Source organism: Ectobacillus panaciterrae DSM 19096, assembly GCF_000430785.1.
GTDB lineage: Bacteria > Bacillota > Bacilli > Bacillales > Bacillaceae_G > Ectobacillus > Ectobacillus panaciterrae.
This window is the reverse complement of record NZ_KE387248.1, coordinates 31,249-56,472: the sequence shown is the minus strand read 5'-3', so window position 1 is coordinate 56,472 and position 25,224 is coordinate 31,249. Positions and strand designations below refer to the sequence as shown.

The following is a 25,224-nucleotide window of genomic DNA, read 5'->3' as shown; positions in this document are numbered from 1 at the left end:
GAACAGAATGGCAGAGAGAACGCATTACTGCGGAGAAGTAACGTTACAGGATGTTGGAAGTAAAATACAGCTGAAGGGCTGGGTGCAAACACGAAGAGATTTAGGCGGTCTGATTTTTATTGATATGCGCGACCGTACGGGTATTGTACAAGTCGTTTTCAATCCGGAATTTTCTGAAGAAGCTTTGAAGCTTGCAGAAGCAATTCGCAATGAGTACGTACTGCATGTAGAAGGTACAGTCGTAGAGCGTACGGCAGGACAGGTAAATAAAAACATAGCAACCGGCTATATTGAAGTACAAGCAACAGACGTAAAAATTGTAAATACAGCGAAAACACCTCCATTTGCAATTGCAGATAGAACGGATGTATCAGAGGATGTTCGTTTAAAGTATCGTTACTTGGATCTGCGCCGTCCTGCTATGCTAGAAACGTTTAAACTTCGTCATAAGGTAACGAAAGCAATGCGTGATTTCTTAGACGGAGAAGGCTTTTTAGAGGTAGAAACACCGATTTTAACGAAGAGTACACCAGAAGGCGCGCGGGACTACTTAGTACCGAGCCGTGTGCATCCAGGTGAATTTTACGCGCTTCCGCAATCACCGCAAATTTTCAAACAGCTTCTGATGGTCGGCGGCTTTGAGCGTTATTATCAAGTGGCGCGCTGCTTCCGTGATGAAGATTTGCGTGCGGACCGTCAGCCGGAATTTACGCAAATCGATATTGAGACGTCATTCCTTACACAGGAAGAGCTGATCGGTATGATGGAAACGATGATGGCGGGTGTTATGAAAGAAGCGAAAGGTCTTGATGTTACCGCTCCATTCCCTCGTATGACATACGATGAAGCGATGGGACGCTACGGTTCTGACAAGCCGGATACGCGATTTGCGATGGAATTGACCGACTTATCCGAGTTCGCAGCAGGCTGCGGTTTTAAAGTATTTACAAGCGCAGTGGAAAGCGGCGGACAAGTAAAAGCGATTAATGCAAAAGACGCAGCGGACAAATATTCCCGCAAAGATATTGATGCATTAACAGATTTCGTGAAGATTTACGGCGCAAAAGGTCTTGCATGGTTGAAGGTTGAAGCAGACGGTTTAAAAGGACCGATTGCAAAATTCTTTAACGAAGAAGACAGCGCAACTATTATAAGTTTATTAGAGGCGGAAGCAGGAGACTTGTTACTGTTTGTGGCTGATAAGAAAAATGTTGTGGCAGGCAGCTTAGGAGCGCTTCGCTTAAAGCTTGGAAAAGAGCTGCAATTGATTGATGAAAGCAAGTTCAACTTCCTGTGGGTGACAGACTGGCCGCTTCTTGAGTACGATGAAGAAGAAGGCCGTTATTTCGCGGCACACCATCCATTTACAATGCCGTTCCGCGAAGATCTTCCTTTATTGGATACGAATCCAGCTCAAGTACGTGCACAAGCATATGACCTTGTATTAAATGGCTATGAGCTTGGCGGCGGTTCTTTGCGTATTTATGAGCGCGATGTACAAGAAAAAATGTTCCAATTGCTCGGCTTCACACAAGAAGAAGCGCAAGCGCAGTTCGGATTCTTGTTAGAAGCGTTTGAATACGGCACGCCTCCGCACGGCGGTATCGCATTAGGATTGGACCGCCTTGTTATGCTTCTTGCAGGAAGCACAAACCTTCGTGATACAATCGCATTCCCGAAAACGGCAAGCGCAAGCTGTGTGTTGACGGATGCACCGGGTGAAGTGGCGGCAGCACAATTAGATGAGCTTCATCTGCAATTGAAGGTAACGGAAAAAGAATAACATTCAACCTTCGCCTATGTGGGTATACTAAGCTCACATAGGTTTTTTTTGAAATGATAAGAAATTATAAATCATTTATATATATAAAGAATTTTGTACGTGCTCAATTTTTCTCACGGATTTCATAACATTTTCTATACAAATAGTAGGAAAAGAAGGTAGAATACAAATTGGACTATTTTGCAGTGGGGGTGTACGAGTATGTTACATCAATTTTCTCGTAATGAATTGGCCTTCGGGAAAGAAGGACTTGAAATATTAAAAAACAGTACAGTCGGCGTATTGGGAATCGGAGGCGTTGGTTCCTTTTCTGCTGAAGCATTGGCTCGTTCCGGTGTGGGTCGACTTGTGCTTGTAGATAAGGACGTAGTAGATATCACGAATGTAAACCGGCAAGTGCATGCGTTGTTATCTACGGTCGGGCAGTCAAAAGTGGATTTGATGAAGGCGCGCATTTTGGACATTAATCCGGATTGCGAAGTGATTGCCCTCAAGATGTTTTATACAGAAGAAACATACGAAGAGTTTTTCTCTTACGGATTGGATTATGTCATCGATGCTTCTGATACCATTTCATACAAAATTCATTTGATTAAAGAATGCTTAAAGCGTAAAATTCCGATTATCTCCAGCATGGGCGCAGCGAACAAAATGGATCCGACACGTTTCCAAATTGCTGATATTTCTAAAACACATACAGACCCAATTGCGAAGGTCGTTCGTACACGGCTTCGTAAAGAAGGCATTAAAAAAGGCGTAAAAGTTGTCTTCTCTGATGAAAGCCCGATTGTCATCCGTGAAGAGATTCGCAAAGAAATCGTGCCGGATGAAAACGCGAAGATTCGCAAAGCGAAATTGCCGCCGTCTTCAAACGCATTTGTGCCATCTGTAGCAGGATTGATTATGACAAGTTATGTAGTGCGCCAGTTGCTAAAAGATGTGAAAGTAAGCCGCGTAGGGCAAGAATGATAAAAGCTCCTTCAACGGAAGGAGCTTTTATCATTTTTAGCCGAGAATACCCGTGCTTATATATGAGTGAATGATAAATTCGACATGTCCATGTACTATGTGCAGCCAAAAGGGAGTATGATATGCTTCTTCTCTCTGGTTTACCCTTGCATGAACCACTACAAAGGTTTGACCGCTTCTGCACGTCGCCGGATGATCTCTCCCCACTATAAAAAGACGGTTTTTTTATTGTGAAATAATTTCTAAGTTACCGTTTTTGTCCATTTTAAAAATAGGAGCAATTCGATCATCCGGTTCATCAAGCAATACCATTTTTCGTGCGCGGTCCATGATGCGCACCAAATTTTGATAGTCTTCTTGAATCATATCTTGCTGCTGCAGGAGTCTCTCAAGCTTCTTCTGAAGATCTTCGTGCTGCTTTTTCAATTCTTCGTTTTCGCGTTTCAGTATATCGTTTTCCGTCTGTATCCGGATTATATCTCTCGTTTCATGCTGAAATTCTTGTAAATACCGAATCACATCTGTCATCGAAAGAGACGAGACAGAAGGAAGAATTTCTTCCGAAAACTCTGCATCAATGACAATTTGTTCACTAGGCTGTACAAGGGTGATCTTTTGTTTTTGTTCATGCGCAAGCGCACGCTTCATTTCCTTGCGCTGTTTTTTGGCAATTTGTACAGCTTCCTCATATTGCTGGCGCACCTCTGCATTCCAGCGAAAGCCGCACGCAGCCGATGTGCGGTTCAACGCATCGCCTACTTCATCAAACGCCTTCAGTTGCGTGCTGCCTTCCCGAATGTGGCACAATACCGTTTCCGCTAAAAGCAAATCATCTTCTGAGGTCCAAGCATCTTGGCGCATTTTCATAGTAAAACCTCCAATGCGGATGTTTTTTGCTTATATTGTCCCAGGCCCGAGATTTTATACTATTTTTTCGAGTTTTGCAGATTCTTATATACCGCTGCGAGCGCCTGCTCGAATTTTCCTGTTTCTCTCGGCAATATGTTTTGTTTTTGATTGTATCAGTGCAGCATCCAGCCGTTTTCGTAATCATGCGAATATAACCTATTCCTCGCCCGAGCGCTTCTGCCCTTTATAATGCACATCTTTTAAATGTGCTAAAAGAAAGCCTATCTGTTATATGAACCTCCCCCACTTACTCGCTTCCGCTTGAAGTGGGGGCATTCTCGCCTAATTTATGATAAATCCATCTTAATTTTCCGATATATCCAATCTCATCCCATATACGCATGCAACACAGGTACATATTTTCTGTGAAAACGGCATTTCCTTGTTGACGCGAATAAAATAAAATCCGTGCCTAGGGTGGACATCTTGAAAGGTTTGATCGCTTCTACATGCGGATGCTCTAGCCCCACCCGCGAAAAAATACTTTTATCTAATCATCTATATAGATGATTTATAATTTAGTCATATGAACTGCTGCTATACAGAACAAAAGGCAGCCTGCACTCGCTTCCTCTCTCTGGTTTACCCTTGCATGAACCAAAGGTCTAACCGCTTCTGCACGTCGCCGGATGATCTCTCCCCACTATAAAAAGACGGTTTTTTTATTCACTTGTATATATAACTGACTTATAGATTTAGCATACAGTTGAAGTTTGGATAGTAAATGTGTGAATTTGGATAGTAAATGGTCCAAATTGGATAGTAAATGCATCATTTCGGATAGTAAATGGTTCAAGTTGGATAGTAAACGGTGCAAGTTGAGAGATGTAGCATGAAATGTTGAAGAAACTAGTCAGTTATATATAGATAACTTAGTGTCAGAAGAAGGTTGGATATGATAAGGATGATACATTATAAATTACTATTTACTTGTTTAATAGTACAATAAAAGAAATCAGACTAATTAAGCAAGGAGGATGGCAAAGTGGAAAATAAACCTCTTGCTTATCGTATGCGCCCTAGAACTTTGGATGAGGTAATTGGACAAGAACATATCATTGCTCCGACTACAGCATTTTATCGTATGATCCAACAAGGGCATGTCCCTTCTATGTTGCTATATGGTGAGCCTGGTATTGGTAAGACATCCATGGCGTATGCAATTGCAGGCTCTGCAAAGAAGCATTTCATTGCGCTAAATGCGACGACTGCAGGAAAAAAAGATATTGAACAAGTTGTAAGTGAAGCAAAAATGTATAACGGTATTCTTCTTTTCCTCGATGAAATTCATCGGTTTACGAAAGCTCAACAGGATTATCTTCTTTCTCATGTGGAGAGCGGCTTAGTGACATTAATCGGAGCAACAACAGAAAATCCGTTTCATGACGTAAATCCTGCCATACGAAGTCGTTGCAATCAAATTAAACAATTGAAGCCTATCTCTCCTTCTGACATCATCACGGTGTTGAAGAGGGCGTTGAAAGACGTGGAACGAGGATTAGGGAATTTATCGATTGAAATTGCGGAAGAACAGCTAGAAAGAATCGCAAACGGTACAAACGGTGATGTACGAGCTTCACTAAACTTATTAGAGGACATTGTGTATGCTTCCGAAGTGGAAAATGATACATATCACATTAAGGATGGGACCATACAGGAGTTTTTGGTGAACAAGGGATTTTCTCATGATAAAGGTGGTTCAGCTCATTTTAATGTACTTTCAGGTCTCCAAAAGGCTATACGTGGCAGTGATACGAATGGAGCCCTCCATTATCTTGCACGCCTGATCGAAGCTGGAGATTTAACAAGTATTTGTCGAAGATTGATTGTAATTGCTTATGAGGACTGCGGACTGGCATCGGACATGGGGTATAAGACATATCTAGCATGTGAGGCTAGTAAAGCTGTCGGCTTTCCTGAAGCTCGTATCATCCTTGCGAATATTGTAATTGAAATGTGTCTATCAGCAAAATCAAATTCAAGTTACCTTGCCATAGACAAAGCGTTAGAAGATGTCCGAAATGGTGCCCATTATGATATTCCTGCTCATTTAAAAGATAGTCATTATGGCAGCGCGAAAAAGCTTGGACACGGTATAGGATATATCTATCCGCATGATCACCCTTTGGGTAGTTTTGGAGGATGGGTCAATCAGCAGTATCTACCAGATGAACTGAAAGACCGACAATATTATTATCCAAAAGAGGCTGGAAAAGAAAAGACATTAGGAGCTATCTATTTGAAATTGCGTGAGATGAGGGAAAATAAATAAGCCTATCTATATACAAGTGAATAAAAAAAACCGTCTTTTTATAGTGGGGAAAGAGCATCTGGCGGAGCATAGAAGCGGTCAAATCCTTTTCCTGCCCCATACAAGGGCAAACCATAGAGAGAAAGCGCGTGCAGGCTGCCTTTTGTTCTGTATAGCAGCGTTTCCTATGTCGAAATTATCATTCACTCATATATAGATAAATGCAATGTTGCTTTTCCCTCCCCATCAATTTCATTGGCTGTGACTACCGCCCTTTGGTTGCTGTTTTTTACGATTAGAGAGGGATTCTCCTTCTCAACAGCTAGAGAAAAGCATGTGAAACTAATTTCGCATGCTTTTCTTTTTTAGGAATCGTCTGTTTTATGACATCTGACCAAATGAAGAGGCATTGTCAGTTGAAGTATGATAAGATAAGAGTATGCTCATTTATTCACAATTCATAAAAAATGTAATGAGCAGAGCATATTACTAGTACTAATTCTGTAAAATACGAAAGGAGAAACAACATGTCTGAAGAACAAAAGAAGCCCAATACTTTAAAGAAACAGACAGGCGAAGTGAAATTTATTCCATTACTTACTTGTGTAGCAATTGGTCTTATTTTATGGTTTATTACACCGCCGTCTGGATTAGACGTGAAAGCTTGGCATTTGTTCGCTATTTTTGTGGCGACTATTATTGGTCTTATTATTAAACCATTACCTTTAGGTAGTATCGCTGTTTTATCATTAACTATCATCGTATTAACGAATACATTAACACTTGAAAAGTCGTTAAGCGGCTTTCAAAATACGACGATTTGGTTGATTGTTATTGCATTTTTCATTTCCCGAGGATTTATTAAAACGGGATTAGGAACAAGGGTAGCATATATGTTTGTTCGTTTATTCGGTAAGAAAACGCTCGGCTTATCGTACTCGTTAATTGTTAGTGATTTACTTTTATCACCAGCAATGCCATCGAATACGGCGCGTGCAGGGGGGATTATTCTTCCTATCATTCGTTCCCTTTCTGAAACTTACGGATCAAGAACAGGTGACGGAACAGAACGTAAAGTGGGCGCTTTTTTAACAAAAGTATCGTTTCAAGGTGATATGATTACATCGGCAATGTTCGTCACCGCAATGGCGGCCAATCCGCTAGCAGTTAAAATGACGGAGCAAATTACGGGAAAAACTATTTCGTGGGTAGGTTGGGCAGTGGCAGCCAGCGTACCGGGCTTAATCAGCTTAATTGTTATCCCTCTTGTGATTTATAAATTGTATCCGCCAGAATTAAAAGAAACACCTGAAGCTTCTGAGATTGCAGTAAGTAAATTAAATGAAATGGGACCGCTTAAAAAAGAAGAGTGGTATATGATTGGAGTTTTCCTTTTACTGCTCGTACTATGGATTTTTGGCGGAAACTTAAATATTAATGCAACAACAACTGCATTTATTGGGTTATGTACGCTTTTATTAACACAGGTGCTTAGCTGGTCTGATATTAAAAAAGAACAGGGTGCTTGGGATACATTAGTATGGTTTGCTGTACTGGTTATGATGGCTACATACTTAAATGATTTAGGGATGATTCCTTGGTTTAGTCATCTTATGCAAGGAACTGTTAGTCACATGCCTTGGATGGCAACTTTAATCATACTAGCCATCGTGTATTTCTACTCTCATTACTTCTTTGCGAGTAATACAGCACACGTAAGTGCGATGTATGCAGCCTTTTTATCTGTTATTGTGGCCGCTGGTGCACCGCCATTGTTATCGGCTTTAATTTTGGCGTTCTTCAGTAACTTATTTGGCTGTTTGACGCATTACGGAAGTGGCGCTGCGCCGGTGTTCTTCGGAAGTGGTTATGTGACACAGCAGAAATGGTGGTCGCTAGGTTTTTTAATTTCGATTATCCATATTATTATTTGGATGGGTATTGGCGGTCTTTGGTGGAAGTTATTAGGTTTATGGTAAAAAACAGTGGCATACGCCACTGTTTTTTTGATTGATGAGAAACCCTATACATCACTTAGAAAGATATGGTAAGTTTGATACAAATTCCGATTAGAGCAGTTTCATTGTTATCTCTCCTGCTCAAGCATTCTTTCTTCATGGTAACATGTTCCCCGTAAGAGATGAAATTTCTTAGCGCTCTGTTTTATGATATAATTTTATAGGCTTGTTTTTCGTTATATAGTAAGAATGGAAAAGAGGTGTTCTTATATGAAAATTTCAACAAAGGGCCGCTACGGCTTAACAATTATGATTGATTTGGCAAAAAAATACGGGGAAGGCCCGATTTCGTTAAAATCTATTGCTCAGGCGCATGAATTGTCCGAGCATTATTTAGAGCAATTGATTTCTCCGCTTCGCAACGCCCGTCTTGTGAAAAGTACACGCGGTGCTTACGGCGGTTATGTACTGGCAGATCAGCCGGCAAACATTACGGCAGGCGATGTGATTCGTGTGCTGGAGGGGCCGATCAGCGTAGTAGAGGGCATTGAGGAGGAAAGACCGGCACAGCGTCAGCTCTGGCTGCGTATTCGCGATGCGGTACAAGAGGTGATGGACAGTACGACACTTGAGGATTTAGTAAGGTATGATCAAGACAATGGACAAGGCTATATGTTTTATATTTAAGATGGCGTGAAAAACTAAAAGAAAGGAGGAACAAAAATGGAGCGTATTTATTTAGATCATGCGGCAACATCGCCGACTCATCCTGAAGTGGTGCAGAACATGATTCCGTATATGACGGAGATTTTCGGCAATCCATCCAGCATCCACTTCTTTGGACGGCAAAGCCGCCATGCGATTGATGAGGCAAGGCGCGCTTGTGCGAAAAGTATCGGAGCGAACCCGAACGAAATTATTTTCACGGGCGGCGGAACGGAAGCGGACAATTTGGCGCTGCTTGGCGTTGCCCGAGCGAACAGAGAGCGCGGCAATCACATTATTACAACTGCCATTGAGCATCATGCGATTTTGAATACGTGCAAGGTACTTGAAAAGGACGGATTCGAAGTTACATATCTTCCAGTAGATAACACGGGACGCATTCGGCTTGAAGATTTGAGAGATGCATTAACAGATCGCACGATTTTAGTTTCTATTATGTACGGCAATAACGAGGTTGGCACGATACAGCCGATGAAGGAAATCAGTAAGATGTTACAGGGGCATCAAGCGTATTGGCACACAGATGCTGTACAAGCGTACGGTTTAGTTGATATTCATGTAAAAGAGCTTGGGATTGATTTGCTGTCTATCTCTTCTCATAAAATTAACGGGCCTAAGGGAGTCGGATTTTTATACGCCGATCAAAATGTAAAATTTGCGCCGCTTTTAACAGGCGGAGAGCAGGAGAGAAAGCGCAGAGCCGGCACTGAAAATGTACCTGGCATTGCAGGACTTCACCGTGCTGTCATATTGGCAGAACGGGACCGTGAGCAAAAAATTCAACAATATCGTTCATTTAAAGATATAATGATATCTGTCTTTGAAAGTGAAGGCATAGATTTCGAGGTAAACGGCAGTGAGCATAGCTTACCGCATGTGTTCAATATAAGTTTTACAGGAATGAATATTGAATCATTCCTTGTGAATATGGATTTAGCCGGCATTGCTGTCTCAAGCGGATCAGCTTGTACAGCAGGCTCAATTGATCCGTCTCACGTGCTTGTAGCTATGTTCGGAAAAGAGTCCGATAAAATACGTTCATCCGTACGCTTCAGCTTTGGTCTTGGCAATACGAGGGAGCAGGTTGAAAAGGCGGCGTACGAAACAGTGAAAATCGTAAAACGATTGGCACAAAAATAGACAGCGGAGGTGAGAACGATGAACAAATTACCTCAAAGAGTGGTTATCGGGATGTCAGGAGGGGTGGACTCCTCTGTGGCAGCGCTGCTTTTGAAGCAGCAAGGCTATGACGTAATCGGCGTATTTATGAAAAACTGGGATGATACAGATGAAAGCGGTTTTTGTACGGCAACAGAGGATTACAATGACGTAATCCAAGTGTGCAACCAAATCGGTATTCCGTATTATGCAGTTAACTTCGAGAAGCAGTATTGGGACAAAGTGTTCACATACTTCCTTAATGAATATCGCGCAGGACGTACGCCGAATCCTGACGTGATGTGCAACAAAGAAATTAAGTTCAAGGCGTTCCTGGATCATGCGATGGCGCTTGGTGCGGATTATGTGGCAACAGGGCATTATGCGCGCGTAGAGTATCGAGACGGTGAATACAAAATGCTGCGCGGCGTCGATGATAACAAGGATCAAACATATTTCTTGAATCAGCTTGGACAAGAGCAATTGTCCAAAACGATGTTCCCGCTCGGTCATTTAACAAAGCCAGAGATCCGCGAAATGGCGAAGGAAGCAGGACTCGCGACAGCGGCAAAGAAGGACAGCACAGGCATTTGTTTTATCGGCGAGCGCAATTTCAAGGATTTCTTGAGCAATTACCTGCCTGCACAGCCGGGTAAAATGACGACTTTATCCGGAGAAGTAAAAGGCAAGCACGACGGTTTAATGTATTATACAATCGGACAGCGCCACGGTCTTGGTATCGGCGGCAACGGCGATCCTTGGTTTGTTGTCGGCAAGAACTTGAAGGAAAATGTGCTGTATGTAGAGCAAGGCTTCCATAATGAGCTCTTATACGGTGATGAAGTGTTTGCTACAGATATGAGTTGGGTAAGCGAAAAGGCAAAAGATGCAGAATTCAAATGCACAGCAAAATTCCGTTATCGTCAAGATGATAACGGTGTAACGGTTCAAGTGCTTGAAGACGGAAAAGTCCGCATTCTTTGTGATGAACCAATTCGTGCAATTACACCCGGACAAGCAGTTGTCTTCTATGACGGAGACGAGTGCTTAGGGGGCGGAACAATTGATGAAGTGTTCCGTAACGGCGAAAAGCTTTCGTATTTATCTTAACTTTTAGGAAACCTCGGGCTTTTATTGGGCCGGGGTTTCTTTTATGATTAGGAGAGAACATACTTTTGTATATTTGACGAAACGATATCTTGTGATAAATATGAAGAGGTGAAGGATATGTCAAAGCTGGAGCAAGGCATTCAATTTATGCAGGAAGGAAAATGGGAAGACGCAGCAAAGCTATTAACGGAAGCCATTCAAGAAGAACCGAAAAACCCGATTGGCTACGTCAACTTTGCGAACCTTCTTGATGTATTGGGAGAATATGAACGCGCCGTTTCGTTTTATAAAAAAGCGTTGGAACTTGATGATAAGCTGGCAACGGCATACTATGGATTAGGTACAATTTGCTATGAACAGGAGCAGTACGACGACGCTAAGCGCATGTTTGAAAAAGCAATGTCATGCGGATTGCAATCAGGAGACGTATACTTTATGCTCGGCTTCACATACGTGCAGCTTGATAATGACCGCTTAGCTTTACCGTATTTGCAGCGGGCAATGGAATTGAATGAGCAGGACGCAGAAGCAGCTTTTCAGTATGGATTATGTTTAGCGCGCTTAAACCACGTGAAAGAAGCAAAGCCTGTTTTTGAAAAAGTAATCGAATTGGATGAAACACATGCGGATGCTTTATATAACTTGGGCGTAGTATACGCATTTGAAGAAAATGGAGAAAAAGCATTGGAGCTGTTTAAGAAAGCGGTAAAGCAGCAGCCGGATCATTTCCTTGCAGGCAACGGTATCCGTTTATTGGAGCAGGAACAGTAATGCGAAAAGGAGGGTGACGCGTGCAAAACACGATGGATTTGTTTGAAGAGGAGCAAAAGTACATAAAAGCTCAAGTGCTTCATACGATTTTCCATAACGAGGAGAACTTGTACTCTGTGATGCGCATGAAGGTTATGGAGACGAATGAAGCATACGAAGAGAAAGAGGTTATCATTACTGGTCACTTTCCGCGCATGCATGAAGAAGAAATATTCACCCTGCACGGCCATTTCAAAGAACATCCCCGCTACGGCATGCAGTACCATGTGGAAATGTTCAAAAAAGAGCTGCCGCAAACGAAAAACGGCGTTGTGCAATACTTATCGAGCGATTTATTTAAAGGAATCGGCAAACGAACAGCGGAGCGCATCGTCGAGAAGCTTGGCGGGCAAGCCATTTCAAAAATTATGGATGACGAATCCGTTCTTGATGGGATTGTGAAGAAAGATAAAGCGCGCGAGTTGTACCAAACGATTATGGAGCATCAAGGACTCGAAAAAGTTATGAGTTTTCTCGGCGGATACGGCTTTGGAACGAAGCTTACAATCAAAATTTATCAGACATATAAAGACCAAACGCTTGAAGCCATTCGCAGCAATCCGTATCAGCTTATTGAGGATGTGGAGGGAATCGGCTTTGGACGTGCGGATGAAATCGGCAAGGCGTTCGGCATTTCCGGCAATCATCCTGACCGCATTCGCGCCGGATGCTTATTTACGCTTGAAAATGTATCTCTGCAAGAGGGGCATGTTTATATTACGAAGGAGCAGCTTGTTGATCAAACGATGGATTTACTGAATAATCATGAGAAAACAACTGCAGAAGAAGATATACTGCAATGCCTGGAAACGCTGCAAGGGGAAGAAAAGCTGATTGTAGAAAACGATCGCGTATACCTTGCCACGTTGTATTATGCTGAACAAGGACTTGTTACGTCCATTTTCCGGATCATGCATCAGGATGAGAAGGATGCCTTTCCAGAGTCCGAATTTTTGATTACGCTCGGCGGAATTGAAGACAAGCTGAAGGTGCAATATGCGCCCAGACAAAAAGAGGGAATTCAAACCGCGCTTGGGCATCCAATCATGATTTTAACAGGGGGGCCGGGAACAGGGAAAACGACTGTTATTAAAGGAATTGTTGAAATGTATGCGTCGCTGAACGGACTTTCGCTCAACCCTAAAGACTATAACGAAAAAAATCCGTTTCCGATTCTTCTGACAGCCCCGACCGGACGCGCGGCAAAACGAATGAGCGAATCAACAGGCTTGCCTGCAAGCACAATTCATCGTTTGCTCGGCTGGACACCGGAAGGATCATTTCAGCGAAACGAAAAGGATCCAGTGTCGGGAAAGCTCTTGATTATAGATGAGTTTTCCATGGTGGACATTTGGCTTGCAAATCAGCTGTTTAAATCGCTTCCATCTGACATACAAGTGATTGTGGTAGGCGATGAAGATCAGCTGCCATCTGTCGGACCGGGGCAGGTTTTAAAAGATTTATTGGCAGCTGAACTCATTCCGACAGTTCGTTTGACTGAGATTTACCGCCAAGCAGAAGGCTCTTCTGTTATTCAGCTTGCACACGCTATTAAAAAGGGGGAAGTGCCAAGGGATATTGCAGTGCAAAAGACAGACCGTTCTTTCATCATGTGCAGCGGTGCGCAGGTTGTAGATGTTGTTAAGAAAGTGTGTGAAAATGCCCAAACGAAGGGGTTTTCCGCCCGGGACATACAAGTGCTCGCACCTATGTATCGCGGACCTGCAGGTATTAACACGTTGAACCAAGCATTGCAGGAAGTGTTTAATCCGCCCCTCGAAAAACGACGTGAGCTTCTCTTTGGTGAGGTTGCTTACCGAGTGGGAGATAAGGTGCTGCAGCTCGTCAATCAGCCGGAAAGCCAAGTGTTTAACGGAGATATCGGAGAAATTGTTTCCATCTTTTATGCGAAAGAAAACGTTGAGCAGCAGGACATGCTTGTCGTTTCCTTCGATGGCATTGAAGTGACCTATACAAAGCCGGATTTTAATCAAATTACACATGCATATTGCTGTTCTATTCATAAGTCACAGGGCAGCGAATTTCCGATTGTCATCTTGCCGCTTGTAAAAAGCTATTACCGTATGCTGCGCCGCAATCTTATCTACACGGCGATTACCCGCAGCAAAAAGTTCCTTATTTTGTGCGGTGAACAAGAAGCGTTTCAATCTGGCATAAGCCGTACAGATGATTCCGTTCGTCAAACGACACTGCGTGAAAAGCTGCGCGACCGCTTTATGCCAAAGATGGTACCGACAGATGAAGCGGCGGATGTGGAAAATCTTTCTCCTTATGATTTCCTATAGATAAGCCACATTATAAATGTATATAAAGGCAATTCCTTTATATATCAAGGTTTAAACCGCATACGTTTGGGCATAATGGCGTAATAGAAAAGTGTACGATAGGAGTTGGCACGCCTTGTTAATATGTCCAAACTGCAAAGGGAAAGACCTTGGAAAAATTGGTGTGAACCAATTTTATTGCTGGAATTGTTTTATTGAGCTGTCTGTGACAAAGGGTAAGATTTTTATACATCAAGTGGAGGAGGACGGTTCATTAAGCTCCCTTGATGATTTGTTTGATGATGACGAACGAACAATCAGCATGTAAGGAGTGATGAGCTTGAACATGAGATCTTCACTGATCGCGTTCGGTCTAGGAGCTGCAGCGTACCGTTATGCAAGCAGAAACAATATGCTTTCTAACAAAAGCATGAAGAGAGCGAAGAAAATGGTTAGGTCATATCTCTAAGAAGAACGCAGCACGGGAGAAACCTGTGCTGCGTTTTTTCGGAGTATGGTAACGGTCAAAGTCTTTTAGACGCCCTCCTCTGTGTCTTTTGACTAAGTATGGAGGTTTGTTCTGTTGTGCGTCATAGTTCACTGCCATTATCGTTACGTGATGCTTCATTTCTTGAAATAGGGACGAGCGGCAACGAAAGAAACTTTGTCACAAAGCGCTTTATCACCGAAGCATAATAGCTGTCAAACCGTATTCGTGCATAAATGCTGTCTTCCCTCTCCACAATAAAGATACGGAGGGATGATCGGTGAAAAATATAAAAGTGATTTGGATTTATCGTTTGGCGCTTATCCTGCTTCTTTTTCTGTGTCTTCTCGTTTTTTGGAAGCTAAGGCCAATGTGGAAGCCGGTTTTGGATATTGTTAAACTTATTCTTGTTCCGTTCCTCACGGCATATTTTATTGCCTATTTGCTGCACCCGTTAGTGGAAAAGCTGCATCAAAAAGGAATGCCGCGCATACTTGCTATTTTACTCATTTATGTTTTGTTTTTCGGCGGCATCGGCTATGGCATATATAAAGGAATACCGGTTGCCGTTTCACAGCTAAAGGATATGAACGAAAACTTCCCGCAGTTTATGGACATGTATGAGGGATGGACGAATCAGGTAGAAGCCAAAACTGCCAATTTTCCAGAGTTTATTAACGATAAGCTAAGAGAAGCGTTTCTAGGTATCGAGGGGAAGCTTCAGTCTTTATTGAACAAAATGATGAGCACGGCTCGCAGCATTTTGGATTCCTTGCTGATTATCGTTTTGATTCCATTTATCGTATTTTATATATTAAAGGACTATGGAGAACTGTATCGTATCTTTTGGAAGCTTGTGCCGTCGAAGTGGCGCCCGGAGGGACAAAAACTGCTGGATGATATAGATAAATCGCTTGGAAGCTACATTCGCGGCCAGCTGTTCGTGTGTGCCGTTCTTGCCGGATTTGCCGCGCTTGCATTTTGGATTATCGGCATGAAATATCCGCTCCTGCTTGGCATTCTCATCGGGGTGACGGATATTATCCCTTATTTCGGGCCTATTCTCGGTGCTATACCGACTTTTATTGTAGCTACAACGATTTCTGTAAACATGGTTGTGAAAGCTGCTGTTGCTCTTGCTATTTTGCAGTTCGTGGAAAGCAACATTTTATCTCCGTACATTGTAGGGAAATCGCTGCGCATGCATCCTGTCGTCATTATGTTTGCGCTTCTTATCGGCGGGGAAATCGGCGGTCTTGCCGGGTTGCTTCTGGCAGTGCCTGTTTTAGCCGTTCTGCGCACCGTCATTATTCATTCCAAGACGCTTTTGGCAAGACGTTGACAATGGTACGGATTGTGAGCTATAATTCGCATGAATACATAAATCTATGACGGATCGAGTACGTCACAGCCCATTTTCCAGAGAGGACGTCCCGCGGCTGAAAGGACCTCCAGATGAAGAGTGACAGAACGCTAATCCCGAGAGCAGCTAATACCTGCCGTCTTGCCACGTTACGGCAGCTTGAGGTGATGGACTCCGGTCCATAATCAGGGTGGTAACGCGAGTATACTCTCGTCCCTGCTATGGGGGCGGGAGTTTTTTATTTGTCAAAAAATAAGGAGGAGCTATTCATGAAAAAACTGAAAGCTGCAGAAATTCGCCAAATGTTTTTGGACTTTTTCCAGGAAAAAGGTCATGCTGTAGAACCAAGCGCATCGCTTGTTCCGCATGAAGACCCGTCTCTTTTATGGATTAACAGCGGTGTTGCGACGCTGAAAAAATACTTCGACGGCCGCGTCATTCCAGGGAACCCTCGCATTACGAATGCACAAAAATCCATTCGTACGAATGATATCGAAAATGTAGGGAAAACTGCTCGTCACCATACTTTCTTTGAAATGTTAGGAAACTTCTCCATCGGTGATTATTTCAAAGAAGAGGCAATTTCATGGGCATGGGAGTTCTTAACGAGTGAAAAATGGATCGGCTTTGATAAAGAAAAGCTGTCTGTAACGATTCACCCGGAAGACGATGAAGCATTCCAAATTTGGAATGAAAAAATGGGCGTTCCAAAAGAACGTATCATTCGTCTTGAAGAGAATTTCTGGGATATCGGGGAAGGCCCAAGCGGACCGAACACAGAGATTTTCTATGATCGCGGCGAGTCTTACGGCAACGATCCAAGCGATCCAGAATTATATCCAGGCGGTGAAAACGAGCGTTATCTAGAAGTGTGGAACCTTGTATTTTCCCAATTCAATCATAATCCGGACGGCACATATACGCCGCTTCCGAAGAAAAATATTGATACAGGAATGGGTCTTGAGCGCATGGCGTCTGTCGTACAGGATGTGCCGACGAACTTTGACACAGACTTGTTTATGCCGATCATTGAAGCGACGGAAGTAATTTCCGGCGAGAAGTACCGTACAGATAAAGAAAATGATACAGCGTTTAAAGTAATAGCTGATCATATACGGACTGTAACGTTCGCAGTGGCTGACGGCGCTCTTCCATCCAATGAAGGCCGCGGCTATGTGCTCCGCCGTTTGCTTCGCCGCGCAGTGCGTTATGCGAAGAAGCTGAACATCAACCGCCCGTTCATGTATGAATTGGTGCCAGTTGTAGGCGAAGTGATGCAGGATTTCTATCCGGAAGTGAAAGAAAAAACAGAATTCATCCAGCGCGTTGTAAAAAGTGAAGAAGAACGCTTCCATGAAACACTTCACGAAGGAGAAGCTATTCTTGCGGATGTAATGGGGAAAGCAAAGCGAGAAGGAAGCGAAATCATTTCTGGTGCGGATGCATTCCGTCTGTATGACACATACGGCTTCCCGATTGAGCTGACAGAAGAGTATGCTGAAGAAGCTGGCATGAAGGTTGATCATGAAGGTTTTGAAGCGGAAATGGAAAAGCAGCGCGAACGTGCGAGAGCAGCTCGTCAAGATGTAGACTCCATGCAGGTTCAAGGCGGCGTGCTCGGAGATATTAAAGCAGAAAGCCGTTTCGTTGGCTACGATGAGCTTGAAACGGCAAGCAAAGTCGTGGCACTTGTGCAAAACGGAGAATACACAGATGCAGTACAAGCTGGTGAGGAAGCACAGCTGATTCTGGATGTAACACCGTTTTATGCAGAAAGCGGCGGACAGATTGCAGATGAAGGTCATTTAATTGGCGAAGGCGTGAAGGTTGCAGTAAAAGACGTACAAAAAGCGCCGAACGGTCAAAATCTTCATAAGGTAATTGTAGAAGAAGGAACGCTGCAAGCAGGTGCAGAGCTCCAAGCAGTAATTGATACAGCGAACCGTACGAACATCATCAAAAACCACACGGCAACACATATATTGCACCAGGCGTTAAAGGATGTACTTGGAACGCATGTAAACCAAGCAGGCTCCCTTGTAACATCCGAACGTTTACGCTTTGACTTCTCTCACTTTGGCGCAGTAACAGCAGAAGAATTAGAGAAAATCGAACGTATCGTAAACGAAAAGATTTGGGACAGCATCCCGGTAAATATTTCTCAAAAAGCGATTGAGGAAGCGAAAGCAATGGGTGCAATGGCATTGTTTGGCGAAAAGTACGGCGATGTGGTGCGCGTTGTACAAGTCGGCGGTTACAGCTTAGAGCTTTGCGGCGGCTGCCACGTAGACAATACATCTTCTATCGGCATTTTCAAAATCGTATCCGAGTCCGGTATCGGGGCAGGTACGCGACGTATTGAAGCTGTAACAGGTAAAGCTGCTTACGAGCTGATGAACAATCAAGTCACATTGCTCAAAGATGCTGCCGGCAAGCTGAAAGCAAATCCAAAGGACATTCTGACAAGAGTGGACGGATTGTTTGCGGAAGTTAAGCAACTGCAAAAAGAAAATGAATCTCTTGCGGCGAAATTAAGCAACATTGAAGCAGGCAGCCTGACAGACCAAGTGCAAGTCATCGACGGTGTGAACGTGCTCGCAAGCGAAGTAAATGCAACAGATATCAACAACTTGCGCACGATGATGGATGATTTGAAAAACAAAATTGGTTCTGGAGTTATCTTGCTTGCAGCTGTAAACGAAGGCAAAGTGAACTTGCTTGCAGGCGTGACAAAAGATCTTGCAGGTAAATTCCATGCAGGAAACCTTGTAAAAGGAGCCGCAGCGATTTGCGGCGGAGGCGGCGGAGGCCGTCCGGATATGGCGCAAGCTGGCGGAAAAGATCCTAATAAGGTCGATGAAGCGATTTCATATGCAGGTGAGTATGTCAAATCTGTTTTAAATTAATAGGTAATTGGTGTACAATGATAGGGAGAGGATGTCTTCTCCCTATCCCCATTCAAAGTGAGGTGCTTAATGTGGACCCATTCGATAAAACAATGAAGTTTACTTTTCAGGAAGAAAAGCAAAGCGTCCAAGTAAATGATGTATTATTTACGGTTTATGATGCACTTCAAGAAAAAGGATATAATCCGATTAATCAAATCGTGGGTTATTTGTTAAGCGGAGATCCAGCATACATACCTCGTCATAAAGATGCTCGCAACATTATCCGCAAGCTTGAGCGTGACGAACTGATTGAAGAACTGGTGAAATCGTATTTAAAGAATCATCGTGAGGATTAATTATGCGCATATTAGGTTTAGATGTCGGCACGAAAACAGTTGGTGTCGCGATCAGCGATGAAATGGGCTGGACGGCTCAAGGCATTGAAACGATCAGAATCAATGAAGAGCGAAACGAATTTGGATTCGCTCGTATCGCAGAATTAGTAAAACAGTATAATGTGGATAAAATAGTAGTAGGGCTGCCGAAAAATATGAACGGCACTATCGGTCCGCGCGGCGAAGCATGCCAGCAGTTTGCCGAGGATTTGCGCGAGTTTTCCGGCCTTGAGGTCATCATGTGGGACGAGCGTCTTTCTACGATGGCGGCAGAGCGCCTGCTCATTTCAGCGGATGTGAGCCGCAAAAAACGCAAACAAGTGATTGATAAAATGGCGGCTGTTGTTATTTTGCAAGGCTATCTAGACAGTAAACAATAGGAGTGAAGAACAATGACAGAAAAAAACGATATTATCGATGAAAATCAAATTACCATTGTAGATGAGGATGGCAACGAGCATTTATGCGATATCGTTTTAACTTTCCCATCTGATCGCTTTGGCGACAAAATATATGTAGTGTACGCTCCAATCGGCGAGTATGACGAAGATGGAGAGCCGATTTACGATGCTGCTATCGTAGAGCCGGATGAAGGCGACGAAGCAGGCGGAAGACTTGTTCCAATCGAGAGCGAAGAAGAGTGGGAAATGGTGCAAGAAGTATTCAACACTCTTATGGATGAAGAAGGCGAAGAATAAAAAAGGGGAACGGACTGTGAAAGCAGTCCGTTTCTTTGTGGATAGGAACGAGCCGGCTGCGCTTTTGGGTGGTGTCTATATACAACTGAATAAAAAAACGTCTTTTTGTAGTGAGGAAAGAGCATCTGGCGGAGCATAGAAGCGGTCCAACCCTTTTCCTGCCCCCACATACAAGGGTAAGAGAGAGGAAGCGAGTGCAGGCTGCCTTTTGTTCTGTATAGCAGCGGTTCATATGTCGAAATTATAAATCATTTATATAGCTCCGCCGGCAAGCTCCTCCTGTCAGAGAACCTTCACCCATAAAGGCAAAAAGCGCCTTTTTGGGTGAAGAACCTCTGCCTTCCGGAGCTGAACGAGCCGGCTCCGCTTTTCGTGTGTATGTAGAATAATATCGAAAAAAGTCGTTTTGTTGTAGTATAATGATACAGATGAAAGGGAGGGAAACGCTGTTTGATGAATTGGAATGAGCAAGCGAAAAAGAAGAAAAGGCGAAGAAGTGCGGCAGCCGTTTTGCTGATTATTGTACTGATTGGCTTGGCTGGCTATATATATGTAGCATCCGCACTAAAGCCTGTGGATGCGAAGAGCAAAGAACAAAAAGAAGTTACAATTGCACCTGGCACATCTACTGCCGGTATCGGACAGGTGTTAGAGGAGAACAGGATTGTAAAGAGCGGAAAAGTATTCCAATACTATGTAAAGGCAAATTATCAACACGGGCTAAAAGCCGGCACATATTTGCTTAGTCCTTCTATGAGCGTAAAAGAAGTGGCAGACCACATTACGGGCGGCCAAGTATTCAATCCGGTGCGCTATAAAATTACAATCCCGGAAGGCTCTCAGCTGGTGGAAATTGCGGATATCATTGCTAAGGAATTCAAATTGAACAAAGATGATGTCATTCGTCAATTGAATGATCCGGCATTCATCGACAAGCTTAAGGGAACGTACCCGCAGCTTATCACGGATAAACTGAAGGATCAAAATATTAAATACAAGCTGGAGGGATACTTATATCCAGCAACGTATTCATATTACAAAAAGTCAAATACACTTGATGAAATTATTGCTCCTATGCTGAATAAAACGAATGCATTCGTAACACAAAATATGGCAACTATTCAAAATAAGCACCTGGACGTACATCAATTCTTGACAATTAGCTCTCTCATTGAGGAAGAAGCGACTGCAGCTACAGATCGCCAAAAAATTGCAAGCGTATTTTATAATCGTTTAAAAGTAAACATGCCGCTGCAAACGGATCCGACTGTGCTGTATGCGCTTGGCAAGCATAAAGAGAGGGTACTGTATGGAGATTTAAAGGTGAATTCCCCTTACAATACCTATGTGATTAAAGGGCTGCCTGTAGGACCGATTGCAAATGCCGGGGAACCTTCATTGAAAGCCGCATTAGAGCCTGCCCAAACAGATTACTATTACTTCCTTGCCGCGCCGAGCGGAGAAGTGTTTTTTGCGAAAACGCTGGAAGAGCATAATGCTTTAAAAGCAAAATATATTACATCGCAGCAATAGCTGCATAGAGAGATGCGAAATAAAAAGTTCGCATCTCTCATCTTTTTATGGTAAAATGTATCGGATTAAAAAACGGCAGAATTTCTGCTTTTGCATACATGTAAGAACGTACAAGCCGGCACTGAGCATGGCTTGTATTTTACAGTGCTCTGCACACTGCCGAGTTGCTTTTTAGGCAGACAACAAAGAAGCTCGTTTGACTAACAGCAACGGGGAAAAACAGTCCTGTTGCTGAAGTTTCACTTTATATAGGAAAGTTCTCCTGACGAAAGGAGGTTCTCAAGATGGAACAAGATGCAGTACAAGAGTATTTGCTTTCTTTTATCAATCAAAACGATTCGCTTATTTTGGAGATGGAGCAATATGCGGTTGAGCATGAAGTGCCGATTATGGATAAGCTCGGCATGGAATTTATGCTGCAAATGCTTCGTCTCATACAGCCAAAATCAATTCTTGAAATCGGTGCGGCAATCGGCTATTCTGGCATTCGAATGGTAAAAGCAGCGGATGCCGATGTTGTAACGATTGAACGCGATATAGAGCGATATGAGAAAGCTGTATCATATATAGAGACAGCCGGTTTGCAAAATCGCATCTCTCTTCTGTTCGGAGATGCACTCGAAACATTCGGGCAAGTGAGCAAGCACGGAACGTTTGATGTAATTTTTATTGATGCTGCTAAAGGTCAGTATCAGCGATTTTTCGAGCTGTATGAGCCGCTTTTGAACGATGAAGGTGTCATCATTACAGATAACGTGTTGTTTCGCGGGCTTGTTGCAGAAGAAAATATCGAAAATAAGCGCATTCGCAGTTTAGTGAAGAAGATAAAGACCTATAATGAATGGTTAATGACGCATCCTAAATACGATACAACGATTTTTCCGATTGGCGATGGAGTGGCGGTCAGCAAAAAGAAGAGGTGAGAATATTGAAAAAACCTGAATTGCTAGTAACACCAAATAAGGTTGAAGATATAGAGGCGCTTGCGAAAGCAGGTGCAGATGCAATTATAATCGGCGAGCAAAAGTTTGGTATTCGTTTAGCGGGCGAATTTTCTCGCGAAGATGTGAAAAAAGCAGTAGAAGCAGCACATCAGAATAATGTAAAAGTATACGCGGCAATGAACGCCCTGTTCCATAACGAAAAGGTAGAGGATTTAACCGATTATGTGGCGTTTCTAAAAGAAGCGGGCGTGGATGCGATTGTATTCGGCGATCCTGCTGTATTAATGGCGGTTCGTGAAGCGGCGCCTGGAATGAAGCTGCACTGGAACACAGAAACAACGGCAACGAACTGGTTTACATGCAACTACTGGGGACGAAAAGGGGCGAAGCGTGCTGTTCTTGCACGTGAACTGAGCTTTGATGCGATTCTTGATATTAAAGAGCATGCAGAAGTGGAAATTGAAGTGCAGGTTCACGGTATGACCTGTATGTTTCAATCCAAGCGTTCTCTAATCGGCAACTACTTCGAGTATCAAGGGCGCGAATTGGAAATTGAAAACAAAAAGCGCGAGAAGAATATGTTCCTGCATGATAAAGAGCGCAACAGCAAGTATCCTGTTTTTGAAGATGAAAACGGAACGCATATCATGAGCCCCAACGATATTTGCATTATTGATGAGCTTGAAGAGCTGATTGAGGCTGGAGTTGACTCTTTCAAGATTGACGGTATTCTAAAAAGTTCTGAGTATATGATAGAGGTAACGAAAAAATACCGCCAAGCGATTGATTTATGTGCAGAGGATCGCGATGCATACTACGAAGCGAAAGATCAGTTATATAAAGAAATTGAGGAATTACAGCCGGTAAACCGTCCGTTAGATACCGGATTCTTCTATAAAGAAACAGTATATTAAGAAGGAGGGCAAACCCATGACGACTGTTAAAGAAATTTCACAAATTGTCGACGGAAAACGTGTGATTGTGAAAAAGCCGGAACTATTGGCGCCTGCCGGCAACTTGGAAAAGCTGAAAATTGCTGTCCGCTACGGCGCAGACGCTGTATTCATTGGCGGTCAGGAATTCGGCCTTCGCTCCAATGCTGACAACTTCACACTTGAAGAAATGGCAGAAGGCGTTCAGTTTGCAAATCAATACGGTGCAAAAATATATGTAACAACAAACATTTTTGCACATAATGAAAATATGGAAGGTTTGGAAGAATATTTACAAGGAATCGAGCGTGCCGGTGTAACAGGCATTATCGTTGCTGATCCGCTTATCATTGAAACATGCCGGCAAGCAGCGCCTTCTCTAGAAATTCACTTAAGCACGCAGCAGTCCTTGTCCAACTGGAAAGCGGCGCAGTATTGGAAGGAAGAAGGTTTACACCGTCTTGTATTGGCGCGCGAAACAAGCTACGAAGAAATTAAAGAAATTAAGGAGAAGGTCGATATTGAGATTGAAGCCTTTATCCATGGCGCGATGTGCATTGCATACTCCGGAAGATGTACATTAAGCAATCATATGACAGCACGCGACAGCAACCGCGGCGGCTGCTGTCAATCCTGCCGCTGGGATTATGATTTAATTCAAACAACATCCCAAAACAAAGATGCAGAAGAGATTGCCTTGTTTGAAGAAGGAGATGCTCCTTTTGCGATGAGTCCGAAAGACTTGACGCTTGTACAGTCTATTCCGAAAATGATTGAAATCGGTGTCGACAGCTTGAAAATTGAAGGCCGCATGAAGTCCATTCACTATGTAGCTACTGTCGTTAGCGTATATCGTAAAGTAATTGATGCATACTGCGCGGATCCAGATAACTTCGTCTTCAAGCAAGAATGGATTGAAGAGCTGGATAAATGCGCAAACCGTGACACAGCTTCCGCCTTTTTTGAAGGAATTCCAGGGTATCAAGAACAAATGTATGGAAATCATAGTAAGAAAACAATGTATGATTTCGTAGGCCTTGTGCTCGATTATGATCCGGAAACGAAAATCGCAACAATTCAGCAGCGCAATCACTTCAAACCGGGACAAGAAGTAGAATTTTTCGGGCCTGAAATTGAAAACTTCAATCAAAAGGTCGAAGTCATTTGGGATAAAGACGGGAATGAGTTAGACGCAGCGAGACATCCGCTTGAAATTGTAAAAATCAAAGTAGAACAGCCGGTACATCCTTACAACATGATGAGAAAAAGCATACTTCAATAAGAAAGCGGGTAGTACGAATGGGGAAGAAAACGCCTGTTGTCATCGGGATTGCCGGGGGTTCTGGTTCGGGAAAAACGAGCGTAACAAAAGCGATTTTCGATCATTTTCATGGTCATTCCATCTTAATGCTGGAGCAGGACTATTATTATAAAGATCAAAGTGAAGTGCCGTTTGAGGAACGTTTAAAAACGAACTACGATCATCCGCTTGCGTTCGACAATGATTTGTTAATTGAACATATTAAGCAGCTTCTGAAATACGAACAGATTGCGAAACCGGTATACGATTACAAGTTCCACACGCGCTCTGATGAAACGATTCACGTTGAGCCGAAGGATGTCATTATTCTAGAAGGCATTCTAGTTCTAGAGGACAAGCGTCTTCGTGACTTAATGGATATTAAGCTATTTGTGGATACAGATGCAGATATTCGCATTTTGCGTCGTATGCAGCGCGATATTGAAGAACGCGGCCGCACAATGGATTCTGTAATTAATCAGTACGTGAACGTTGTGCGCCCTATGCATAATCAGTTCATTGAGCCTTCTAAGAAATATGCGGATATTATCATTCCGGAAGGCGGTCAAAACCACGTTGCAATCGATTTGATGGTGACAAAGATTGGAACAATTCTTGAACAAATTACAAATTTGTAATAGCATAGAAAAAGACGTCGATTAGAAGGGATTTTTTCTCTATTTATCGAATACAATGAAACATGCAAACCTCACCCGGTGCCGGGT

22 protein-coding genes are annotated in these 25,224 nt (G+C 43.1%); 21 read left to right on the top strand and 1 reads right to left on the bottom strand.

Annotated features, from left to right (window positions below; translation table 11 throughout):
* The first annotated feature begins 7 nt into the window (after positions 1-7).
* Together aspS and H540_RS0125050 are read left to right on the top strand one after the other, a co-directional pair.
* Positions 8-1,783, top strand: a complete 1,776-nt coding sequence (gene aspS / locus H540_RS0125055) for an aspartate--tRNA ligase (protein WP_028402899.1) — start codon at positions 8-10, stop codon at positions 1,781-1,783.
* Positions 1,784-1,984: 201 nt separating this feature from the next.
* Complete coding sequence (locus H540_RS0125050; protein WP_028402898.1) at positions 1,985-2,752, top strand: tRNA threonylcarbamoyladenosine dehydratase; 768 nt, start codon at positions 1,985-1,987, stop codon at positions 2,750-2,752.
* Between the two features lie 225 nt (positions 2,753-2,977).
* Here H540_RS0125050 and H540_RS0125045 read toward each other — a convergent pair whose 3' ends face one another.
* On the bottom strand, positions 2,978-3,619 hold the full coding sequence (locus tag H540_RS0125045) for an RsfA family transcriptional regulator (protein ID WP_028402897.1): 642 nt from the start codon (positions 3,617-3,619) through the stop codon (positions 2,978-2,980).
* A gap of 1,054 nt (positions 3,620-4,673) precedes the next feature.
* On the opposite strand from H540_RS0125045, the gene H540_RS0125040 reads away from it, so the two are divergent.
* The 19 genes from H540_RS0125040 (at position 4,674) to udk (ending at position 25,137) form a co-directional block, all read left to right on the top strand.
* Positions 4,674-5,933 (top strand): replication-associated recombination protein A, encoded by a 1,260-nt coding sequence (locus H540_RS0125040; RefSeq protein ID WP_425388179.1) that lies wholly within the window; start codon positions 4,674-4,676, stop codon positions 5,931-5,933.
* 506 nt (positions 5,934-6,439) lie between these two features.
* Positions 6,440-7,891 carry an anion permease gene (locus tag H540_RS0125035; protein ID WP_028402895.1) on the top strand — a complete coding sequence of 484 codons (1,452 nt, stop codon included), beginning with the start codon at positions 6,440-6,442 and terminating at the stop codon, positions 7,889-7,891.
* Positions 7,892-8,140: 249 nt separating this feature from the next.
* Entirely contained in the window at positions 8,141-8,557 is a 417-nt protein-coding gene (gene cymR, locus H540_RS0125030) for a cysteine metabolism transcriptional regulator CymR (RefSeq protein WP_028402894.1), read from the top strand.
* 36 nt (positions 8,558-8,593) lie between these two features.
* Positions 8,594-9,736: a cysteine desulfurase family protein gene (locus H540_RS0125025; RefSeq protein WP_028402893.1), complete on the top strand. Its 1,143-nt coding sequence runs from the start codon at positions 8,594-8,596 to the stop codon at positions 9,734-9,736.
* 18 nt (positions 9,737-9,754) lie between these two features.
* Positions 9,755-10,864: a tRNA 2-thiouridine(34) synthase MnmA gene (mnmA, locus tag H540_RS0125020; protein ID WP_028402892.1), complete on the top strand. Its 1,110-nt coding sequence runs from the start codon at positions 9,755-9,757 to the stop codon at positions 10,862-10,864.
* A 117-nt stretch (positions 10,865-10,981) separates the two neighbouring features.
* Positions 10,982-11,635 carry a tetratricopeptide repeat protein gene (locus H540_RS0125015; protein ID WP_028402891.1) on the top strand — a complete coding sequence of 218 codons (654 nt, stop codon included), beginning with the start codon at positions 10,982-10,984 and terminating at the stop codon, positions 11,633-11,635.
* Between the two features lie 32 nt (positions 11,636-11,667).
* Positions 11,668-13,980, top strand: a complete 2,313-nt coding sequence (gene recD2 / locus H540_RS0125010) for an SF1B family DNA helicase RecD2 (RefSeq protein WP_028402890.1) — start codon at positions 11,668-11,670, stop codon at positions 13,978-13,980.
* Between the two features lie 115 nt (positions 13,981-14,095).
* Positions 14,096-14,287: a hypothetical protein gene (locus tag H540_RS0125005; protein ID WP_028402889.1), complete on the top strand. Its 192-nt coding sequence runs from the start codon at positions 14,096-14,098 to the stop codon at positions 14,285-14,287.
* Positions 14,288-14,299: 12 nt separating this feature from the next.
* A complete protein-coding gene (locus H540_RS32690) occupies positions 14,300-14,428 on the top strand; it encodes a YrzQ family protein (RefSeq protein WP_081415276.1) in 129 nt (42 codons plus the stop codon).
* 298 nt (positions 14,429-14,726) lie between these two features.
* The gene (locus H540_RS0125000; protein ID WP_028402888.1) at positions 14,727-15,788 is read left to right on the top strand and encodes an AI-2E family transporter; all 1,062 of its coding nucleotides are present in this window, start codon (positions 14,727-14,729) and stop codon (positions 15,786-15,788) included.
* Positions 15,789-16,078: 290 nt separating this feature from the next.
* Positions 16,079-18,715: an alanine--tRNA ligase gene (alaS, locus tag H540_RS0124995; RefSeq protein ID WP_028402887.1), complete on the top strand. Its 2,637-nt coding sequence runs from the start codon at positions 16,079-16,081 to the stop codon at positions 18,713-18,715.
* Between the two features lie 71 nt (positions 18,716-18,786).
* Entirely contained in the window at positions 18,787-19,053 is a 267-nt protein-coding gene (locus H540_RS0124990) for an IreB family regulatory phosphoprotein (RefSeq protein WP_028402886.1), read from the top strand.
* Between the two features lie 2 nt (positions 19,054-19,055).
* Positions 19,056-19,472: a Holliday junction resolvase RuvX gene (gene ruvX / locus H540_RS0124985; RefSeq protein ID WP_028402885.1), complete on the top strand. Its 417-nt coding sequence runs from the start codon at positions 19,056-19,058 to the stop codon at positions 19,470-19,472.
* A gap of 33 nt (positions 19,473-19,505) precedes the next feature.
* A complete protein-coding gene (locus H540_RS0124980; protein WP_028402884.1) occupies positions 19,506-19,790 on the top strand; it encodes a DUF1292 domain-containing protein in 285 nt (94 codons plus the stop codon).
* 453 nt (positions 19,791-20,243) lie between these two features.
* Entirely contained in the window at positions 20,244-21,323 is a 1,080-nt protein-coding gene (gene mltG / locus H540_RS0124970) for an endolytic transglycosylase MltG (RefSeq protein ID WP_028402883.1), read from the top strand.
* Positions 21,324-21,607: 284 nt separating this feature from the next.
* Entirely contained in the window at positions 21,608-22,246 is a 639-nt protein-coding gene (locus H540_RS0124965; RefSeq protein ID WP_028402882.1) for an O-methyltransferase, read from the top strand.
* Between the two features lie 5 nt (positions 22,247-22,251).
* A complete protein-coding gene (locus tag H540_RS0124960) occupies positions 22,252-23,181 on the top strand; it encodes a peptidase U32 family protein (protein ID WP_028402881.1) in 930 nt (309 codons plus the stop codon).
* Between the two features lie 16 nt (positions 23,182-23,197).
* On the top strand, positions 23,198-24,481 hold the full coding sequence (locus H540_RS0124955) for a peptidase U32 family protein (RefSeq protein WP_028402880.1): 1,284 nt from the start codon (positions 23,198-23,200) through the stop codon (positions 24,479-24,481).
* Between the two features lie 17 nt (positions 24,482-24,498).
* Complete coding sequence (gene udk / locus H540_RS0124950; RefSeq protein WP_028402879.1) at positions 24,499-25,137, top strand: uridine kinase; 639 nt, start codon at positions 24,499-24,501, stop codon at positions 25,135-25,137.
* The last annotated feature ends 87 nt before the right edge of the window (positions 25,138-25,224 follow it).

Bases quoted from the DNA above. Each gene is read 5' to 3' on its own strand.
- aspS (WP_028402899.1), top strand. From the start codon at position 8: ATGGCAGAGAGAACGCATTACTGCGGAGAAGTAACGTTACAGGATGTT.
- H540_RS0125050 (WP_028402898.1), top strand. From the start codon at position 1,985: ATGTTACATCAATTTTCTCGTAATGAATTGGCCTTCGGGAAAGAAGGA.
- H540_RS0125045 (WP_028402897.1), bottom strand. From the start codon at position 3,619: ATGAAAATGCGCCAAGATGCTTGGACCTCAGAAGATGATTTGCTTTTA.
- H540_RS0125040 (WP_425388179.1), top strand. From the start codon at position 4,674: ATGCGCCCTAGAACTTTGGATGAGGTAATTGGACAAGAACATATCATT.
- H540_RS0125035 (WP_028402895.1), top strand. From the start codon at position 6,440: ATGTCTGAAGAACAAAAGAAGCCCAATACTTTAAAGAAACAGACAGGC.
- cymR (WP_028402894.1), top strand. From the start codon at position 8,141: ATGAAAATTTCAACAAAGGGCCGCTACGGCTTAACAATTATGATTGAT.
- H540_RS0125025 (WP_028402893.1), top strand. From the start codon at position 8,594: ATGGAGCGTATTTATTTAGATCATGCGGCAACATCGCCGACTCATCCT.
- mnmA (WP_028402892.1), top strand. From the start codon at position 9,755: ATGAACAAATTACCTCAAAGAGTGGTTATCGGGATGTCAGGAGGGGTG.
- H540_RS0125015 (WP_028402891.1), top strand. From the start codon at position 10,982: ATGTCAAAGCTGGAGCAAGGCATTCAATTTATGCAGGAAGGAAAATGG.
- recD2 (WP_028402890.1), top strand. From the start codon at position 11,668: ATGGATTTGTTTGAAGAGGAGCAAAAGTACATAAAAGCTCAAGTGCTT.
- alaS (WP_028402887.1), top strand. From the start codon at position 16,079: ATGAAAAAACTGAAAGCTGCAGAAATTCGCCAAATGTTTTTGGACTTT.
- ruvX (WP_028402885.1), top strand. From the start codon at position 19,056: ATGCGCATATTAGGTTTAGATGTCGGCACGAAAACAGTTGGTGTCGCG.
- mltG (WP_028402883.1), top strand. From the start codon at position 20,244: ATGAATTGGAATGAGCAAGCGAAAAAGAAGAAAAGGCGAAGAAGTGCG.
- H540_RS0124965 (WP_028402882.1), top strand. From the start codon at position 21,608: ATGGAACAAGATGCAGTACAAGAGTATTTGCTTTCTTTTATCAATCAA.
- H540_RS0124955 (WP_028402880.1), top strand. From the start codon at position 23,198: ATGACGACTGTTAAAGAAATTTCACAAATTGTCGACGGAAAACGTGTG.
- udk (WP_028402879.1), top strand. From the start codon at position 24,499: ATGGGGAAGAAAACGCCTGTTGTCATCGGGATTGCCGGGGGTTCTGGT.